Below are 14,917 nucleotides of genomic sequence, written 5' to 3'. Positions count from 1 at the left end.
GCCGCCATCGTCGGGGCGCGCGCCCCCAGGCGCGGGGGGGGCGGGGCCCCCCCGCCTGGGTCGCGGGGGCGGGGGCCAGCGGGCGGGGCCGGCCGCCCCGCTCCAGCAGCGCCTCGGCGCGCGCGCGCCGAGGCGATGCTGGAGCGGGTCGGCCTGCCCGGCCATCTGGACCGCGACCCGGCGACCCTGTCGGGGGGCCAGGCCGCGCGCGTCGCCCTGGCCCGCACGCTGCTCGCCGATCCCGAGGCGCTGCTTCTCGACGAGCCCTTCTCGCGCCTCGACACGGATCTGCGCCAGACCGTCCGGCAACTGGTTTTCGACCTCGTCGCCGAGCGCCAGATCCCGGCCTTGCTCGTCACCCACGACCGCGCCGACGCCGAGGCCGCGGGCGGGCCGATCGTGGATCTTGGCGCGCGAGCCGCCTCGTGACGGCCCCGGCTCTGCCCGACCTGCCGGTCCGCGACGTTCTCGGCCAGTTGTCTGCCGCCATGGCCAATCGCGGCCGCGCGGTCCTCGTCGCCCCACCCGGCGCCGGCAAGACGACGCTGGTGCCCCTCGCCTTCCTGAACGAGCCATGGCTCGGCACCGGCAAGATCATTCTCGTCGAGCCGCGGCGGCTTGCCGCCAGGGCCGCGGCACGGCGAATGGCGGACCTCCTCGGCGAGGCGGTGGGCGAGACGGTCGGCTGGCGAATGCGCCTCGACACCCGTGTGTCGCGCCGGACCCGCATCGCGGTCGTCACCGAAGGCGTCTTCACCCGCATGATCCTGTCCGACCCGGAACTGTCGGGCGTTTCGGCCATCCTCTTCGACGAGTTCCACGAACGCTCGCTGGACGGCGATTTCGGCCTGGCGCTCGCCATCGACGTCGCCTCGGCGCTGCGCGAGGACATGCGGATCCTCGTCATGTCGGCGACGCTGGACGGGGCCAGGGTGGCGACGCTGCTCGGCGCTGCCGGGGGAGACCCCGTGCCGGTCGTCGAGAGCCACGGCCGCGCCTTCCCTGTGGCGCTGCGCTATCGCGACCGGCCGGGCACCGAACCGGTAGAGGATGCAACTGTCGCCGCCGTTCGCGCAGCACTCTCCGAGGAGACCGGCAGCCTGCTCGTCTTCCTGCCCGGCCAGCGCGAGATCGAGCGCGTCGCCGAGCGGCTGCGACCGCTGGTGGGCGAGTCGGTCGACGTGGCGCCGCTCTATGGCGCCATGGAAGGCGCGGCCCAGGACCGTGCCGTGCGCCCGGCGCCGGCAGGGCGGCGCAAGATCGTCCTCGCCACCTCGATCGCCGAGACCTCGCTGACCATCGACGGCGTGTCGGTGATCGTCGACACCGGCCTTCGCCGCCAGCCGGTCTTCGAGCCGGCGACCGGGCTGTCCCGGCTGGAAACGGTGCGCATCTCGAAGGCCGCCGCCGACCAGCGCGCCGGGCGGGCCGGCCGCACCGCGCCGGGCACGGCCATCCGGCTGTGGCGCGAGGAGCAGACGGCCGCGCTCGCGCCCTTCGACCGGCCGGAGATCCTGGCCACCGATCTCGCCGGCCTCGTCCTCGACTGCGCCGCCTGGGGCGTCGGCGAGCCTGCCGATCTCGCCTTTCTCGATCCCCCGCCTGCCCCGGCCATCGCCGAAGCTCGAGCGCTTCTCGCCGAGCTCGGCGCGCTCGACGCCGGCGGCCGGCTGACGCCGACCGGCGAGGCCATGCGCGCCCTGCCGCTACCGCCGCGCCTCGCCCATATGGTGGTCGCGGCCGGCGACGGGGCGCGGCGCGACGCGGCGATGCTGGCGGTCCTTCTGACCGAACGCGGCCTCGGCGGGCCGGACATCGATCTTGGCGAGCGCCTGCGCCGCTTTGCCGGCGACCGCTCGCCCCGCGCCAGGGCCGCGGCGAGCCTCGCCGGCCGGATCGCCGCCGACGCCCGGGCCATCGCGCCGGCGGGTGCGGCGGATCCGGCATCCGAGCCCGGCGAATTGCTGGCGCTTGCCTATCCGGACCGCATTGCGGTGGCGCGCGGTGCCCATGGCCATTTCGTCCTGGCCAGTGGCCGCGGCGGCGTGGTGGAGGCGGCGGCCGGGCTGTCGCGCGAGCGCTATCTCGTCGTCGCCGAGCTCCAGGGACAGGCCAGGGCCGGCCGCATCGCCTCGGCGGCGCGCCTGTCCGCCGAAGCGATGGACCGGCTGGTTGGCGAGCGCGGGGTCAGCGAGGACGTCGTCGCCTTCGACCCCGCGGCGCGGCAGGTCCGGGCCCGCCGGGTGCGCCGGCTCGGGCGCGCCGTCCTCGGCGAGGCGCCGCTGCCGACCCCGACGGGCGAGGCGACGATGCGCGCCCTCGCCGACGGCCTGCGCCGCCTCGGCTTCGCCGCCCTGCCCCTCGGCAAGGACAATGAGCGGCTCCTGCGCCGGCTGCGCTTCCTGGCCGGCGCCTATGGCGATCCCTGGCCGGACCTGTCCGACGACGCGCTTCTGGCCGGGCTCGAAGACTGGCTGATGCCCTATCTGCCGGGTGTCACGGGCCTGGCCCAGATCACCCCGGGGCAGATCTCCGAGGCATTGCGCGGCCTGGTGCCACCCCAGGCCGCCAACCGGCTCGAGGCCCTTGCCCCCTCCCATTACGAAGCGCCGACGGGCTCGCGCGTGCCGATCCGCTACGAGGCGGACCAGCCGGTCCTGGCGATCCGGGTGCAGGAACTCTTCGGCCTGTCGCAGCATCCCACGATCGCCGACGGGCGCCTGAAGCTGACCGTCGAACTCCTGTCGCCGGCCCATCGCCCGATCCAGATCACCCGCGACCTGCCAGGCTTCTGGGCCGGCTCCTGGGCCGAGGTGCGCGCCGACCTGCGCGGCCGCTATCCGCGTCATGCCTGGCCCGAGGACCCGGCAGCGGCCAAGGCCACCGCCCGCGCCAAGCCGCGGGGGACGTGAGATCCGGTGGCCACAACCGCACGCCCGAGGTCTGCAGAAAACCGCGGACCATTTCCGTCCGCAGATCCCTCGCCGACGCATCCCGCATCTTCCCTGCGACGCATCCCGCATCAACGCTTCTTGCCGTCCGGCCCCGGATCGGCTAGGGAGTTTTCGCATCATGCAATCCGCACGCCGGATCCCGCCCGCGCCCCGGGCACCCGTAGCTCAGCTGGATAGAGCGCTGCTGCCCTCCGAAGCGTCCGCTGCTACCTTCGCAGCCCCTACACCCGCAAGGGTTTGAGCGCTCTGCTCAAGGCACTCGACAGCTAAAGCCACATGTCCGGCACAGCGTCAGATATCTCATCAATGATTTCGAGATACATGATCTGCTACCGGTGCTGTGCGGCCTCGCCGCTCGGTGGAGTGAGGAATGAGCCAAGCAAGCGCGAAGAATGTTCCGACTGCACGAGATCCCTCGATCGATCGTTTCGAATGGGCTGTCGACAGTGCTGATCTCGGCGTTTGGGACGCCGATCTCCTCCGCAACCAGTGCTTCTACTCCGATGGGTGGAATCGCATGTTGGGTTATGGCTCCGACGTCCTCTGTGACGATCCGGATCTGTGGCTCCAACTCATACATCCCGACGACCGCGAAAAGGCGATCGCCAGCGGCGAGCAGCATCTGGCAGGGGTCACCGAGCAGATTGAGACCGAATTCCGATTGCGACATCGCGACGGTCACTACATCTGGGTTCTAGATCGCGGTCGTGCCGTAGCGTGGGACGAGGACGGGCAACCTACGCGACTGATCGGTGTTCAAACCAACATAACGGGTCAGAAGCAGTTGATGCAGGATCTCGTTCTGCAGAGACAACGTGTCGAACTTGCCTTGGAAGTCGGTCGCATCGGTGTTTGGCAGTTCGAGCCTTCGACCGGGCGAACGATCTGGGACCGGCGCATGCGGGACATCTACGGGCTTGACGCCGGCCCGAATGAAGTTCCGCAGGCGACATGGCATCAACGGTTGCATCCGGACGATGCCAAAGCTGCTGAACACTCTGCAGCTCGATTGTTGCAGGATGGCATGCCCGTCGACACGACATATCGGATCGTCCGCCCTTCGGGTGAAATCCGCCATGTTCACGCGTTGACCCGTAGGGTGTGCCTCAACGACGGCTCTACCCTGCTCATTGGGAGCGTTTTCGATATTACTGAACGAGTTCTCCGAGAGAACGCAGTTCTGGCTGAGAAGGAATTCCTCCGGAACTCCATCAACGCAATCGCCGACGGTGTAGTTATTGTCGATCGCGAACAAAGAATTACCTACGCCAACAATGCTGCCTGTCACCTCTTGCAGCATGACTGCACCCGGGTTCTCGGAACCTTGCTGTCAGATACGATGCTAGTGGTCCATGCAACGAACCTCCAGCCGATTCTCAACATCGCCAGCCAGGCCCTCGCCCTCCAGTCTTCAGTCTCGGGTCGCGAGGATGCCTGCCTACTACGACAGGACGGTTCGGTCTTGCCGATCAGTGACCGCGCGTCCGCCATGTTCGATGCCGACGGCTTCCTTATCGGAGCCATCACAATTTTCCAGGACGCAACGGAGCAGAGGGAGCATCAGATGTCGTTGGCCTACGCAGCCGAACATGATCATCTGACTGGCCTCTTGAACCGCGCGACATTCGATGCGCGCCTCGATGACATCGTCGCTGACCTTGCGGACTCAACAGCCTACGGACTGATCTTCATAGACCTCGACCGGTTCAAGCTCGTCAACGACACGGCAGGGCATGCAGCTGGCGACGCGCTTCTCCAACGGATCGCTGAGGTTCTTCAGTCCTGCCTACCGGATGGAGCATTAGCGGCTAGATTAGGCGGTGACGAATTCGCCGCCGTTGTCAGTATCAATGACGTCCATACACTCTCGCAGATTTGTGAGAACATTATTGCGCAGATCAACAACGCACGTCCCATATGGAGCGGACGATCTTATGACATAGGCTGCAGTATAGGAGCGGTCATGTTAGACAGCATCTTTCGAGATCGTCAATCAGCGATGGCCTTTGCAGACGCTGCCTGCTACGCGGCAAAATCTTCTGGGCGCAATAAGTCGGTGATACACAATTCAAGCGCATGCTCTGTGGAGGAAGATCTCGCGGACGTTTAGTCTGCTGGGGAGCTTCTGGATGCGCTGAGAGAAAATCGCATCATCTTATACGCCCAAGCAATCGTTTCATTGTCCTCGTCGCCCCGCGTAGATGAAAGCTTCGAGGTTTTAGCTCGCCTGCGGAAGCGTGACGGAATTTTGCTGCCCCCTTCGAAATTCATCCCAGCTGCCGAGCGCTTTGGCCTAATGGTCGCTTTGGACCGCTACGTTATAGATCATTGTTTCTCGTTGTTGCAGCATTCCGACCACTCATCCGGCGCACTCCTGTCGATCAACGTCTCCGCTCAGTCCATAAGCGATCCGTCTTTGCTTTCTTTTGTTGTGAACGGTCTCATGCGCTCGGGGATTGCTCCTGCCAGGATTTGCTTTGAGATCACAGAAACAGCGGCAATCAATAGCTTCCGCGCCGCGGCCGATTTCGTAAATGGCGTTCGGGCGCTTGGATGCAGGGTGAGCCTTGATGACTTTGGCAGCGGCCTAAGCTCTTTCTCCTATCTCAAAAATTTCTCGATAGATTATCTCAAAATAGACGGTCAATTCATCCGAGAAATAGCAAACTGCGAGATTGATTCGGCGATATGTCGATCTGTTGCGGACATCTGCAGGAATCTTGATATCTCTGTTGTAGCGGAATGTGTAGAGGACGCAGCATCAGTTGCGATTTTGCAGGATATAGGGGTCGGTTTTGCGCAAGGTTACCATTTTCACCGACCTTGTTCCCTCGAGGGAATCCTCAATTCTAAGACGGGAGTGCTAGGCGAGAAATCGAACACTGCCTTAGCAGAGCAGCACACTTTGGGCAGATAATCACCGGCTACTCCTTGCCAGCCAGACTGCGGCAGCGTCCCTCAATTTGGTCGTGATCACGCCAACGATGAATCGGCACAAACGCGGCACAGTGCCACCGAGAGCGCGGGAAAGCTGCGGCCCGAGACGACAGCGTCATGCGCTCACTGAAGAGACTGCGAGCAGAAAGGCCGCGATGTTGAGGGCCGTCAGAGCCATCACCTCACGATAGGGGCCACGCACGCCAGTGCTCTTTTCAAACCACGATGAGGACGCCGAAGTCGGCACGCCGAGCACCAATGCCGCCCCAGTGGCTGTGATGCAGGCGCAAAGCTCGCCATTCCAAACCCAGCCGCCCTGTCGCAGGCTTCCGGTTCCACTCTTCGCTAGGAACAGTTCCCGCATCCCTATCGTTACGTCTGGTCGATGTTCGACACCCACCGTGAGGTTCACATCATGAAATGGATAGCACTTGCCGTAACGAGCACACTCTTGGCCACGCCCGCTCTTGCCGCTCATTGTCCGATGGACGCTGCAGCGGTTGAGGCCGGTCTCGCGAAGATGGAAGTGAGCGAAGAACTCGAGACGGAAGTCACCGCCCTGAAGGATGAGGGCATGGCGCTGCACGAAGCGGGAAGCCACGACGAGGCAGAAGCGAAGCTCGCCGAGGCTATGCGCAAACTGCTCACCGCAGAATAAGGCTACTATTGTGCCGAGAGGGCGACGTATTTCACGCCGCCCTCTTTCTCGCGGAGTTGTGGGAAAAAAGCTGAGCTACGGCTCTCGTGCATGGTCGATGCCTAACGGCAAGCCGCTCAGCATCATCACCTGTCGATTTCCCGAGACCCGAAGCTAACCGAGCGCAACGGATGCGGGAAGGTGCGCTGGCTCGGCTGCAACCCTTGGCCGGTCGGAATATCTGGGATTCATCCTTGGCGCCGAGTCACCGGTCTCCTACGCGTGGAGGTGCAGACGAGGAGCACTTTCATGGCGACGATACGGAAACTGCGTGGACGCTGGCAGGCGATGGTTCGCCGTAAAGGTCTCCAGCCGCGTGCGAAGAGCTTCGACGCAAGGCAGACGCCGAAAAGTGGGCCCGGAGTCTCGAGGCTGAACTCGACCGCTGCGGCAATCTTCCAGACACGCGCGTTGCCGAGAAGATGACGGTCCGCGAACTCCTCGAGCGCTACGTCGTCGAGATCACGCCAGCCAAGCGGAGCGCCTCCTCAGAAACGTATCGGATCCGGGTCACAAGGAGCTCCGAATGCTGCAGCGCTACAGCCATCTGAAGGCGGTCGACCTTGTCGATCGGCTTGGCTGACATGACTGAGGGCGACATCAAGAATCCGATCGTCCTCGAGGGTGAATAGTTCCTTCTCAGATCGTCGGAATCGGTAGAGCCTCTGGGAGACCCGCTGGCGCACGTTCATGCGGGGCTGCTAGATGGGTAGCGCAGAGGCTCGTGGAGCGAGTCAGTGCCCTTACTGAGTCGACCAGGGCGCATCTCGTGTTCGATCTTACCTGCAATGATTGAGGAAGCTTGTCCTTCAAAAATTTGAACGCGGCGACGGAGATCGTGTTCGTGCCGCGACCTCATCAGCTCGAGGCTCGCGACGCGATCCTTGCAGCCAGGAAGAGTGACCGACCTGGGTTCCTGCTGGGAGACCTCACGGGATTGGGTAAGACGCTGTCCTCGTGGAGCGCAATCAGCGCCATGCCGGATCAGGAGGTGCTGATCATCTGCCCGAAGGGCGCGATCCCGCAATGGCGGCGAACGATTACCGGGTCCCCTGCGACCGGAAAAGACATCACGATCATCAACTTCGAGCGGACGAAGTCGTTCATGGCCCCTCCGGTCTCCAGCAACAAGCGCTCGACCCGAGCGAAGAACAACGAGCTCGCCAAGCTCGGAACTCTGAAGCGACGCTGGCCGCTGGTGGTGATCGACGAGAGCCACCGCATTCGCAACCCTGCCTCGCAGCAGGGCCTCGTTTGCCGGCATCTCGCAGCCGCAGCCGAGTTCACGATCTACATGAGCGCCACGGCTGGCCAGTCGCCGCACGAGCTGTCGTATCTCGGAAGGCTTCTTGCCATCGCAACCGGCGGGTCGACCGGCGACATGGACGAATTCCGCGCACTAATGAAGCGGCTCAAAATCGGCCGATCTAAGGGGCGCTGGAAGAACTGGAGCTGGGAGCCGAACGTGGCAGACCGGAAGGTTATGTCTGAGCTGCTCTACAAGGGCGTGAACGCGATCGGTTTGCGGCGACGACCGGAGCAGATCGCCGGCTGGCCAGAAGTGCAACGTGAGCGGACGCCGACTGCGCTAGATGCTGAGGCCAAGCGTCTCTACGAGGCCACGTGGCGCGAGTTTCGGCGCGAGCTCGGGCTTGCTGGTGGTTCCACGCGGCGTCCTACAGGCTGGGCAGCCGATCTGCGCTTTCGCCAGAAGGCCAGCCTGATCCGAGTAAAAGGCACGACCGACTTCGTCGACGATCTTCTCGACAACGGTCAGCAGGTCGCAATCTCTGTGGCATTCCTCGAAACCAGCGCGATGCTGGCCGAAAGCCTGAGAGGCCGTGGCCGGAGTGTTGGCGAAATTAACGGCAAGCGGTCCGCTGAAGAGAACGAGAGAACCCGCGTCGCCTTCCAGACTGGTCAGATGGACGTGGTGATATTCACGGTGACGGAGTCGATCTCGCTGCATAAGGGCGAGATGCCCGGCGGGGACCGGGAGCGATCGCTCGTTGTTCACGACATGCGTCACAGCGCCATCCAGCTGCAGCAAATTGAAGGACGCTGTCATCGCGATGGACAGCTTGCCGTCATCTACTACACCTATGCGGAGGGCACGGTAGAAGAAAAGATCGCCGCGATCGTCGTTTCGCGGATGGCATCAATGGATGGCATGGCAGGAGACGACACGGCACTCCTCGAGGAAATCGCTCACGAACTAAATCATGCGACGTGACCTTGATGTCAGCGAACGCTGGTTCTTCACAAGCCGGATCTTGATTGCGCCGCACGGAACTGATTTTCCACTGCACTGGCGTGATCCATAGGCGACACTCGGTATTGAACGGTGCCAACCCAATCCCTCTCCTGCGGTGCGCCAAATAGGGGGCTACATCCATTTGCGGCGTGGAGCCTTCCCGGTGGATTGGCATCGGGCCCAGTGAGGCGAAGCCCTAGATTGACCGCGTCCCCGGCAGGGGGGATGCTTCCAGTGTCCGCCTGCTCCTGGCTGCCTATCCTTGGTTCCGGCTCGCGAGATTCAGACCGTCATTCACTTCGCTCGTAGCGGCAACGGTTTTCGCGAGCGCCTTCAAAGGCTTTGGCAGTGAAGCCATGTGCTTCCCCAACGATCGCTTTTGAGGTATGTTTCTCAGGTGCGGCACGAGGTATCGACATGATACGATTGCTGACTTTTGTCCTCATGTTCACGTTCATGCTGTCGACTGGCTCGACCTCGCTGACGAACTCTGCTTCCGAGGACCAAGCGACGGGCCTTCGACTGGCTGCATTGTTGCGAGCCGCACGTAGCGTCATTTCTAATCATCAGGAGCTCATCAACGATCCGTCGCCGGGAGACAAGCAGCTCACTGGTGAGCGTGTGGTGGAAGAGGCGGTGGCTCTTTTTGAGGAAAGAGAAGGGCATCGTCCCCTTAGCGAAACTTTGAATGACCGAGAGCGAAAGCTCATTAATGCAGAGATCGATTCTATTCGGGAAATCCTCAATGAAAATCAGTCACTTATTAACGCTGAGGGCATAGCCTTTAAGGGATTTATCCCCGCGGTATTCGCACGGTTGGTGAACGAGCGCTTTGCTGAGAAGGTTGGCTCGGAAGCGCTGCTAAAGGTGACGGCACCGAATGATCTGGTGCGCAATCGAAAGGCACGCCCGGACAGCTGGGAGCAATTTGTATTTGCCGATCACCTACAGCGAGCGGATTGGCGCCACGGAGATTCCTTCGTCGAGGAGGCAGAGCATTCTGGGCGCGGCGCATTCCGGATGCTCATTCCAGAATACTACTCAGTTTCATGCCTCAGTTGTCACGGGGAGCCGAAAGGCGAACTCGATGTCACGGGTTATCCGAAGGAAGGTGGAGAAGAAGGCGACTTGGCGGGGGCGATTTCTATCACCCTCTTCAGGTGAGCTCCATGGGCACAACTCACGACTGGATCGCTCGGCTCGCAAACCGTAAGATACCGCTTCGACTAGTCTTATTGTCATCAGCGCTTCTTGGAGCTCTAATTGTCAGCGTCGCGGTGATGACGCATGATCTTCTTCGGAACCAGCAACGTCTAGATGATGTCAACGCACGCTTCCACAAATTTGCCGTAGCGAAGAGCGCTCATCAGCATTTCGGCGAGATGCGCTACTGGCTAACCGATCTGTCGGTCAGCATGCTGACACTGTCAGAGCGTCGCGCGGAAGCCGCGAGGGCCGCGCTGTCAGAGGATCTGCGAACCCTGGACGAGTTCGCACCTGAAGCAGCCGGAACGATCCTGAAACGAACTGAATCCTATTATCAAAAAGCTATGCAGGCAGTTGATGCCTATACAAACGGCAACCGTGTCATCGGAAACGCACTACTAGCAGGGGCGCGCACTTTCAGCGATGAGATCGATGGCGCGCTAAACACGCTCGGCCAAAGACTGCAGACCGAAGCTGATATGGCGCGCGATGCAGCTGCAGAGGCTGCACGCAGTGTATACCGTCGATCGCTTCTCGCAGTCGCTTCTATCGTCGTCGTCGGAGCGTTCCTCACATGGTTGGTGCTGCGTTCGATACTAGTGCCGCTTGGACGAATCGATCGAGCAATCAACGCGCTAACTGCTGGAAGCGATGCACTTATACTCCCGCCAGAAGGGACCGACGAATTTGGACGAATGTCGACGACGTTGAGGATGTTGCGGGAGAGCCAAATCGAGCGACAGCATTTGGAGGCAGCGGCTAAGAAAGAACGCAATGCGATAGTGACTGCGGTCGAAACCATCCCAGACGGCTTTGCACTTTACGACCCGGACGACAGGCTGGTGATGGTCAACCGCCGCTATCTTGAGATCTTTTCTGATATCGCCGACCTGATGCAGCCTGGCAGATCCTTTGAGGAGGTGGCCTGGGCGCAGGTCAAAAGAGGCACGGCTGACATCGGCGAAATCCCCCCGGAGCAGTGGGTGAGAACGGCCCTTCTGCGGCATCGTGAGCCTCGGGAGATGGTTGAGCTGCGACTTGCAAGCGGTGTCTGGCTTCGCATTGCAAAGCGTAAAACTCCGGAGGGTGGCACCGTCGCTGTCTATACGGACATTACTGATCTCAAGCAGAGACAGGAAGATCTCGAGGGGGCCCGTCGCGATGCGGAGGTGGCGAACGAAACTAAGAGCCGCTTTCTCGCTTCAATGAGCCACGAGTTGAGAACCCCGCTAAATGCGATCATCGGCTATAGCGAAATGCTCAGCGAGGATGCGCGTGCCATCGGTGAAGACAACTTCGTGGCCGACCTCGATAAAATCACGAGCTCCGGCCGCCACCTTCTCGCGCTGATCAACGACGTGCTGGATTTGTCGAAGATTGAAGCGGGGAAGATGGAGATTTACATCGAGCGCTTCGCGCTGACTCCATTTCTTGCCGAGGTGAAAGGGACCATGGGTCCCCTGTTTAGCAAAAACGGGAACCGATTTGTTTTGGATGCTGAAGTTGACGTGGATGAAATAGAAACCGACAAGACAAAGTTGCGCCAAAACCTCTTCAACTTGCTGTCAAACGCCACAAAATTTACAAGCGGTGGCGAAATTCGCCTGAGAGTTTCTAGCTTCGTGCGGGATTCTGCGTCTTGGATCGAATTTGCGGTATCCGACGACGGGATCGGCATGTCGGAGACACAGCAATCAAAATTGTTTCAGGAATTCGTACAGGTCGATTCTTCGACTACACGTATCTATGGCGGAACAGGTCTTGGCCTCGCCATTACTCAACATTTCGTTCGCATGATGGACGGCTCTATTACCGTCCAAAGCGCGCCCGGCAAGGGATCGATCTTTCGGCTGCAAATTCCTGCAAAGGGAGCCGTCGAGGGGCCTCTTGAAACAGACGCCACGGTATCCTCTGCTCCAAAGGCAATTGCACCTCGCGGTAGAGTGCTTGTCATAGATGATGAAGAACGAGCGCGACGGATGATATCTCATGCGGTCCGCGGCGCTGGCTTTGACGTTGTAGAGTCCACTGGTGGCACCGCGGGCTTACGAATGGCGCGCACAAAACGACCAAACGCGATAATCCTCGACATCATGATGCCAGAGCGCGACGGCTGGTCCGTGCTCCGGGAAATCAAATCCGATCCAACGTTGTGCGACATTCCGGTTATCCTTGCCACGGTAGTCCCGGATCGTGAGATGGGACTCGCTTTCGGGGCGACCGACCATTTGATCAAACCCATCGATCCGCGGGAGCTGATCTCGACGCTTGACGCTATTGCCTGCGACCGGGGTCGTGAGGTCGTGATCGTAGAGGACGATGCTTCGACCCGCGCCTTGTTCCGCCGAATTCTTGTGCGAGAAGGTTGGAAAGTGCGCGAGGCCGCCAATGGTCGCCAGGGACTGGAGCAATTGGAAATCGCCCGACCGACCCTGGTGGTGCTCGATCTGATGATGCCCGAGATGGATGGGTTCGCCCTGCTCACGGCGCTACGAGAACGGCCTGACCTCGCGGATCTTCCAGTCGTGGTCGTAACGTCAAAAGATCTTACTCGGGAGGAACGCGACTGGCTAAGCACAAGAGCGGGAGAGGTGGTGCGAAAGGGACAAGCGGGGCGTGCAGATCTTCTTGCGGCTTTGAAACGTCATGTGGCCACGTTGGAAGACGTCTAAGGAGCTCGAACAACGATGGTGAAGATACTTGTCGTAGAAGACAATGAGATGAACCGCGATATGCTCTCCCGGCGATTGGAGCGCAAGGGTTACGAGGTAGTGGTAGCGATAGATGGCAAAGCTGGCGTTGAGGCGAGCGCCACGGCACGCCCAGACCTAATATTGATGGATATGAGTCTGCCGATCATTGACGGTTGGGAAGCGACGCGGCGGATCAGAGCCGAACCGTCGACCGCAACAATCCCAATTATTGCCCTCACGGCTCATGCAATGGCAGGCGATCGCGAAAAGGCAATGAACGCGGGTTGCTCGGACTATGAGACGAAGCCAATCGAATGGCCCGACCTGCTCGATAAGATCGTCCGCCTAACTGGAGGCCGAAGTGTCGCTCCAGCAAAATGATTTCGGCCGGCGCGCATACCTGGCCCAGATCGCGCAGCGGCTGTCCGAGCCAGCGGACGCGATACTTGGATGCCAAGAGTTGATCGTCGAGGATGCGCGCGATGCTGGCCTCACCGGAGCTCAGCCCGATCTGGATCGGGTTCTGGCGGCAGCACGAACGCTTAGTGAACAGGTCCACCGTCTGGTAGCCGGAGATCTAGGACAGGTTGCCGACTCGCTGGATGTCGAGACCTCACTACGTCACGAGCTCAGGACGCCCATTAGCGCAATCCTAGGTTATTCAGAAATGGTCGTGGAGGATTTCGGTGATGCGTTGCCCGAAGTGCTCGTCGCGGATATTAACCGTGTCATCCGTGAAAGCAAGAGCCTGCTCGGCCGGATTGACGATATTGTATCGTTCTCTCGCAGCGAGCTCAATATTGAATACGGCAGTGACAGCGAGGCGGCCATCGCTGCCGGCCTGTCGCGAACAATCGCGGCGCACCCAACTCCAACAATCAGAGATCACGGCAATATACTGGTGATCGACGACACCGCCTCCAGTCGTGATGTTCTGTCGAGACGATTAAAGCGCAGCGGACACAATGTTACCGCTCTCAGTTCTGCTCACGCTGCACTTATGCGTCTGGAAGTAGAGACCTTCGATCTCATACTTATTGATATTTTAATGCCGGACATGAACGGCATCGAATTGCTGGCTTGTCTCAAAGGTGATGCGCGTTGGCGGAGCATCCCTGTTGTAATGGTATCCGGCTTGAAAGAGGACGATGCGGTCATACGCTGTATTGAAGCTGGGGCGGAGGATTACCTGACCAAGCCTGTAGACCCCGTGCTTTTGCGGGCGCGCATCTGTTCCTGTCTCGAGCGCGGTCGATGGCGTGAGCGCGAAAGAGGCTACCTGGCGGAGATCGAACGTGAGCGTGAGCGCGCTGACACGCTCCTCCATGCGGTTTTACCGAGCCAGGTTGTGCGTCGGCTGGCGAACGGCGAAACGGTGATCGCCGACAAAATTGATATCGCCACAATCCTTTTTGCCGATATCGTCAACTTTACCGAACATGCGTCCCGAACCTCCCCATCGACATTGGTCTCCTGGCTAGGCGCGTTGTTTTCGCGTTTCGACCAGCTGGCCGAACGATACGGTGTTGAAAAGATTAAGACGATCGGCGACGCATACATGGCTGCTGCTGGGCTTCCGGATCCGCGGCCCGACCATGCCGAAGCTGCCGTCGCGCTTGGACGAGCGATGATCCATGAAATGAAGAACTCGACGGAGATCGAACCAGCGCTCCGCTTGCGGGTTGGTATCCATACTGGCCCAGTGGTTGCCGGTGTGATAGGCCGCAAGCGATTTGTCTACGACATCTGGGGGCACACGGTGAACGTTGCGAGTCGGCTTGAGTCCCTCGGACTTCCCGGCCGCATTCAGATTTCCCAAGCTACGTTGGCAGCTATAAGCAGTTCGGCCGTATCTGTCGCAGCCCGGGAAATAGACATACGCGGCGTGGGCAGGGCGACAGTCTATATCGTGGATTAGGGATTTCAGCGGGCAACCGGGTCGGGTCGCGATCGGATCTCTAAAGCCACGACGCTACCGATTGTTAAGCGGAAGGAGTGCCGCCCTCGAAATGCGGCATACGTGCAAGCGTATCGGGGGTTCGATCCCCCCCCCTCTCCGCCATTTAGTCCGCCCTGAATAATGGCTAAGCCGTTGAAGCGACGCACCCGGAAAGACGTTTGGACGTATGCGGTTTCGCCGTTTTTGGCTGGCTTGCTTGCAGGAACCAGACAAGCC

10 protein-coding genes are annotated in these 14,917 nt (G+C 60.9%); all 10 read left to right on the top strand.

The genetic code is table 11. The features are described from left to right. Nucleotides 1-135: 135 nt before the first annotated feature. Nucleotides 136-429 carry an ATP-binding cassette domain-containing protein gene (locus VQ042_RS25910; RefSeq protein ID WP_442880016.1) on the top strand — a complete coding sequence of 98 codons (294 nt, stop codon included), beginning with the start codon at nucleotides 136-138 and terminating at the stop codon, nucleotides 427-429. Further along, nucleotides 426-2,912 carry an ATP-dependent helicase HrpB gene (gene hrpB / locus VQ042_RS02670; protein WP_331815215.1) on the top strand — a complete coding sequence of 829 codons (2,487 nt, stop codon included), beginning with the start codon at nucleotides 426-428 and terminating at the stop codon, nucleotides 2,910-2,912. The genes VQ042_RS25910 and hrpB overlap by 4 nt, the downstream gene beginning before the upstream one ends. Nucleotides 2,913-3,324: 412 nt before the next feature. Further along, the gene (locus VQ042_RS02665; protein WP_331815212.1) at nucleotides 3,325-5,064 is read left to right on the top strand and encodes a PAS domain-containing protein; all 1,740 of its coding nucleotides are present in this window, start codon (nucleotides 3,325-3,327) and stop codon (nucleotides 5,062-5,064) included. Nucleotides 5,065-5,079: 15 nt separating this feature from the next. Beyond that, nucleotides 5,080-5,871: an EAL domain-containing protein gene (locus VQ042_RS02660; protein ID WP_331815530.1), complete on the top strand. Its 792-nt coding sequence runs from the start codon at nucleotides 5,080-5,082 to the stop codon at nucleotides 5,869-5,871. A 405-nt stretch (nucleotides 5,872-6,276) separates the two neighbouring features. Further along, entirely contained in the window at nucleotides 6,277-6,549 is a 273-nt protein-coding gene (locus VQ042_RS02655) for a hypothetical protein (RefSeq protein WP_331815209.1), read from the top strand. An 841-nt stretch (nucleotides 6,550-7,390) separates the two neighbouring features. Further along, a complete protein-coding gene (locus VQ042_RS02650; protein ID WP_331815206.1) occupies nucleotides 7,391-8,821 on the top strand; it encodes an SNF2-related protein in 1,431 nt (476 codons plus the stop codon). 465 nt (nucleotides 8,822-9,286) lie between these two features. Then, on the top strand, nucleotides 9,287-10,006 hold the full coding sequence (locus VQ042_RS02645) for a Tll0287-like domain-containing protein (protein ID WP_442880015.1): 720 nt from the start codon (nucleotides 9,287-9,289) through the stop codon (nucleotides 10,004-10,006). Nucleotides 10,007-10,011: 5 nt separating this feature from the next. Beyond that, nucleotides 10,012-12,720: a response regulator gene (locus VQ042_RS02640; protein ID WP_331815200.1), complete on the top strand. Its 2,709-nt coding sequence runs from the start codon at nucleotides 10,012-10,014 to the stop codon at nucleotides 12,718-12,720. A gap of 15 nt (nucleotides 12,721-12,735) precedes the next feature. Beyond that, nucleotides 12,736-13,122, top strand: coding sequence for a response regulator (locus VQ042_RS02635; protein ID WP_331815197.1), 387 nt, complete (start codon nucleotides 12,736-12,738; stop codon nucleotides 13,120-13,122). Continuing rightward, on the top strand, nucleotides 13,103-14,659 hold the full coding sequence (locus VQ042_RS02630; protein ID WP_331815194.1) for an adenylate/guanylate cyclase domain-containing protein: 1,557 nt from the start codon (nucleotides 13,103-13,105) through the stop codon (nucleotides 14,657-14,659). Before VQ042_RS02635 ends, VQ042_RS02630 begins: the two co-directional genes overlap by 20 nt. Nucleotides 14,660-14,917 lie beyond the last annotated feature (258 nt).

Source organism: Aurantimonas sp. A2-1-M11, from assembly GCF_036549475.1.
Taxonomy (GTDB): Bacteria; Pseudomonadota; Alphaproteobacteria; order Rhizobiales; family Rhizobiaceae; genus Aurantimonas.
Note: the sequence above shows the minus strand (reverse complement) of the source record. Positions and strands in the feature narration are given on the sequence as shown.